Source organism: Butyrivibrio sp. XPD2002, assembly GCF_000423945.1.
Taxonomy (GTDB): domain Bacteria; phylum Bacillota; class Clostridia; order Lachnospirales; family Lachnospiraceae; genus Butyrivibrio.
On sequence record NZ_KE384118.1, the window covers coordinates 45,887 to 50,744 of the forward strand.

General features: G+C 43.7%; 4 protein-coding genes. 1 reads left to right on the forward strand and 3 read right to left on the reverse strand.

Features of this window, described 5'->3' with window-relative positions:
* Positions 1 to 167 precede the first annotated feature (167 nt).
* From G587_RS0120475 to G587_RS0120485, 3 genes are read right to left on the reverse strand one after another with little or no spacing between them, the layout of a single operon-like run.
* The gene (locus G587_RS0120475) at positions 168 to 2,360 is read right to left on the reverse strand and encodes a CotH kinase family protein (RefSeq protein ID WP_026493762.1); all 2,193 of its coding nucleotides are present in this window, start codon (positions 2,358 to 2,360) and stop codon (positions 168 to 170) included.
* A gap of 35 nt (positions 2,361 to 2,395) precedes the next feature.
* Complete coding sequence (locus G587_RS0120480) at positions 2,396 to 3,067, reverse strand: DUF4956 domain-containing protein (RefSeq protein WP_026493763.1); 672 nt, start codon at positions 3,065 to 3,067, stop codon at positions 2,396 to 2,398.
* Between the two features lie 27 nt (positions 3,068 to 3,094).
* A complete protein-coding gene (locus G587_RS0120485; RefSeq protein WP_026493764.1) occupies positions 3,095 to 3,769 on the reverse strand; it encodes a polyphosphate polymerase domain-containing protein in 675 nt (224 codons plus the stop codon).
* An 84-nt stretch (positions 3,770 to 3,853) separates the two neighbouring features.
* Here G587_RS0120485 and G587_RS26525 point away from each other — a divergent pair, with 84 nt between their 5' ends.
* A complete protein-coding gene (locus G587_RS26525) occupies positions 3,854 to 3,985 on the forward strand; it encodes a hypothetical protein (RefSeq protein ID WP_256379331.1) in 132 nt (43 codons plus the stop codon).
* The last annotated feature ends 873 nt before the right edge of the window (positions 3,986 to 4,858 follow it).

A 4,858-nucleotide genomic window follows, 5' to 3' on the forward strand; every position in this document is an offset into this window, starting at 1 on the left:
ATATCTGAAATATATATCAACCGTGAAGTCTATAGTAATACTTGTTCGCGGATAGACGTAACGGCCCCTGAACAAACCTCCCACGAGGGGAGTCAATATATAAAAAAGACCTCATACTGCATGAACTGGATAATCCTCTACGCTGTATGAAGTCTTTAATTAGTTATTTAAATATGTAAACGCTTTCTCTTAAAGAAAACTGCAAACAATATCGCAGCAAGGATCGCTCCTACGCTGATCCCCATATAAATGTAGTTAGTCACAGATATAGTTGATGTCTGTCCGAAGTCTCCAAAGGGAGAATCTCCACCTGGGAAACCACCACTCGGGAAGCCTGACTGAGCATTGCCTGAAGCATCCGAAGATTCCACAGAATTCTGAGTTCCATCTGTTGAATTATCTGTGTTACCAAACGGATTAAATCCATCCGGAGGACTCATGCCCTCTGGTGCGCTCATACCTTCTGTAGGGCCCTGCTGGTCATCTGTACTTACAACAGTACCTGCAGCACTATCTGTCTTATCATCAGTAGTATTTGCATCCTGCGCTGTTTTGTTTTCAGAATCACCCTGCTGTTCTCCGTTAGCATCTGTACCTTCCTGTGTTCCAGGGTCACTGTCCTGTTTATCACCCTGCTGTTCTTCGTCACCTTCAGTGCTACCACTTCTTCCTGGGCCTCCGCCGGGACCACCCATGCCGCCGCCCATGGCACCCATGTCGCTAAGGGTGATGGCTGATGCATCAATTAAGCTTGAAGAATCTGCGCTCTGTCCTGAATCAGTTGAAGGTATTGTTCCATCAAGCTGACCCTCAATGCTTTCACACCGAAGCTTCACAAACTCTGATATTGTCTCTACGCCCTTTTCAAATTCTTCTGTTGTACAGAACTTGGTGGGATCTCTATCCACATAATCATGGATCATCTCATAGGTGGTATTTATAAGGTCTGTAAGGTATCCGCTTGTGTAGAACTGATCGAGGAATTCCTGGAAATACTCATGATACTGTTCTGTGTACTCCTCGGTTGATGTAATCCATGAAAACATCGGTCTGTCAGTGCTGCCTTCAGTAATTGAGAGCGGTGTATCTATAGGGTCATTAACTGCGCTTGTGGAATCATCAGCCTGGAAGGTTCCAAAGGCAAGGTTATAATCCCAGGGGAGCATAGTCATAACACCATCTTCCTCATAGAGGTAGAAGTTATGGATCATGCTTCCGGTATAACTGTCTCCATCTACCACGAAGTTGTGAACAACCATATATCGCATTAACTGCTCGACATCGACAGCACTCTCTATAAGCTCGGAATCAGAATTTTCCAGTCCTTCATTCAGGTTTTTGATGGAGTTTATAAGTCTCTTTTTATCTGCTTTGTTGGCAGTGGTCTTAGCACTGTTAAATATAGTTGAATAGCTGTCTATATCGTCGTCTATATACTGCAGCTTGGCATCGCTGCTTCCAAGTCCAAAACCACCGCCACCAGGACCGCCTCCGCTGGGACCGCCTCCGGGCATATTTGAAGAATCAAAATCTTCAGGCATGTTCGAAGGATCAAAATCTCCTGGCATCTGTTCAGAATTTTCGGTATCGCCTGAATCATCCTCGCCACCAGCATCCCCTGCATTTCCATCAGAAGAGCTGTTATCACTATTTCTTTCAAAGGGATTTTTCATACCCATCTTGTCAAAGTCCACATTTTTCATGTCGAAGTCACCGCCGTTACCACGACCGCCGCCCATGGACATTGTGTCAGGCTTGTAAAGATCACCATAGTTTGTTCCATAGTTTCTCTCGAGGAAGGAATCCTCTACCGCCTCGACTGCCAGATATAATCCCCAGTCCTCGCCGTTTACCGTAATAAAACAGTAGCTAACAAGAGGTGATGCAACGCCAAACTCGTTCATCAGCTTGTAGGTGATGTAGTCCTTCATCATGGTGTAATCCTGAATCAGGTTGTTGAGACAGAGCTTATCGAGGCCATGATAATTGCCTGATGTCTCATAGGCATCGAACTCGATCTTGAAGCTGTATCTGTCACTGCCAAGCTGAGCAACCGTACTAAGAGAGGTGTTACCCTTTCCGCGGATTCCCACATTCTTAACCTTCTCCCCATCAATTGTTACGTCCGCTGCAGAGTATTCCTCAGAGGTTGCTGTTTCAAGAAAGCCATCCCAGTCATCTATTGTAATGTCGATCGTATGCACATAGCTGTCATCGAAAAGTGTATTCTCGTACTCGTAGGACACCGTATCAATACTTGTCACTCCAAGAGCACGACCATTCATAAAAAGCACAGTAACAAGAACAGCAATGGCAGTAATGATGACGCATATTTTGTTAATGTTTTTGTTACCTGTCATTTAGTCTCCTTTGCCAAAAGCCAATCAGCAAATCATCAACCCATATATTCGCCGTTGTAGCTTACGAGTACTGCGCTGTTTATGCCATCAAGATCAGAAAGTTCATTTATGAAATCAGTATTGTCTTCCTTAAGTCTTACTTCGATGTTGAGCTCAAGGTTACCCTTCTGGGCGCTCTTACTTTTCACTACAAATCTCTCTACCTTGGACTTAATATAATCAGAAGCCTTAACCTCTGCCTCATGACCTGTGCAGTTGATTACAACGATGTAAGGCATTAGATAAGACTTTTTATTTACAAATACAAGAAGGATCACACCGATGATGATACTTCCGAAAACTGCCAGCGGAATCAGTCCTGCTGCCAGGACGATACCTACTGCAATTGACCAGAATAAAAATGCAATATCAAGGGGCTCCTTGATAGCTGCTCTGAAACGAACGATTGAAAGGGCACCGACCATACCAAGTGAAAGAACTACGTTACTTGTTACTGCAAGGATTACAAGTGTGGTGATCATGGAAAGTGCTACTAAGGTTACACCAAAGCTTGATGAATACATCACGCCCTGGTAGGTCTTTTTATAAACAAGGAAGATGAACATTCCTATTGCGAAAGCAAGCACCATGGCAATCGCCATATCAAGGATGCTTATGCTGGTTACATTTTCAAGAAAGCTTGATTTAAATATGTCATTAAAAGTCATTGGTCTGATTCTCCTATTTCTATGTTTTTATATTATTGGTTGTCTGCAGGCTTCATATTTTGAAAATGAGCCTGTTCTTGCATGTTTAAGCTGTACTACATCACGAATTATTTCAGGTAAAAAGTTGTCCCATTTCACCTCCATGACGCAGATGCCGTCTGCTGCCGGCAGTGTGATACATTCTGTATCAAGAAAATCCGTATTCAGCCATCCGGTTCTTATGTTGTAGTCGAGTGTTACTCTGACATTTCCCGGTGCGTAAATAAACGGCTCGCGAGTATAATCAACAATGGTCTTGGGACGAAGTCTCTCGCCGACCATCCTGGAGTACAGTTCTCTTATCAGATCATTTTGATCATTTATCATCCAATCGATGTCCCTATTTATAATTTGTCTCGCCTGTTCTTCGGATATAGATGCTGAAACCTTGGTGCCTAGCCCGCCAACCTTGCTCTTTTTCTCAAGGTGGATAACCGACTTATTACCGTTGTAATATCTGATCCTGAATTTCTGTCGTCTGCTGACGCCTGACTGCTTTTCGATAAGCGCTTTATTTTCCGGGGTATCGAAATACAGACTTCTTATCAGATACTTTCCGTTTACGGCATGTGGGTCCGAGGTCGCAACCGCCCGCAATCTCTGTCGTATGGCTATCATATCCGAAGCACTTATTTCATGCTTTAGTTCATGTCTAAATTGCACGGTATGCTCCTTCCTGCGTGATTTTTTGTAACAATGAGGATTATATTCTTCTTACCTAAAATGAACCTAAATGAGATTTAAGAATTGAGGGGAATTTTTTATAAGGAAGGATCACATTACTCAGCAACACCTGTTAGAATTTATTTCAAGGATAAGAACACAAAGAAGATGTATGTATATAGAACAACAATCTACAGACTTCTTGACAAGAAGTAATTCTATGACATCTACTTCAGTAAGATGTATTTAATTATCAAATCAAATGGAAATGAAAGTTCGTGACAAACCTTTTAATTCCTGACATTTTATCACCGGGACGAGAAATCGTCCCGGTGATTTTTTGTGCTCCTGCCTTTATGGCAAGTACGATTAGCTACATAATATAATATTCAGTCCATATTGAGATTATCTATTATATTGACTCCACTCGCGGGAGTGCTGTTCAAGAGCCGTTACGTCTATGCGGGGATTATCTATAATACCGACTCCCCTCGCGGGAGCGTTGTTCAGAAGCCATTACGTCTATCCGCGAAGAAGTCTTATCGTAGACTTCACGGATGAAGTAGCGTAGATAATTGCTATACGCCGGTAGTTAAATTTGTTCGCGAGCAGACGTAACACCACCCAGAAAGCTACTCCCGCGAGGTAACCGATATCTTCTTTTCTCCCCCGATAGGCGTAACGCCTGCCCGAAGGCTCCTCAACCTGTTCAACCGATTAGACCGACTCCGTCCTTTCCGGTTGAACTCTTTTTTTCATCGTAAATCTCCTTACGTCTATGCTAATAATTGTTCGCGGGCAGACGTAAAGCCGCCCGGAAAGCTACTCCCGCGAGGTAGCCAACATCATCATATCCCTCAAATAGACTTAACGCCCGCCAAAAATGCACAGCCACAATGTCATAGCCCGCCAAAAATCCACAGCCACAATGTCACAGTCCCCCAAAATCCACTCCCGCGAAGCCGCAGCCCCAATAATCCCACAATAATCCCACCAAGAAAGAATGTCGCTTGCGACATTCTCGCGCCGTTGCAAGATGTCCGGGGGACATCTGCTTTGCAACGACCGAAGTGGAACGTAGACGCGGTT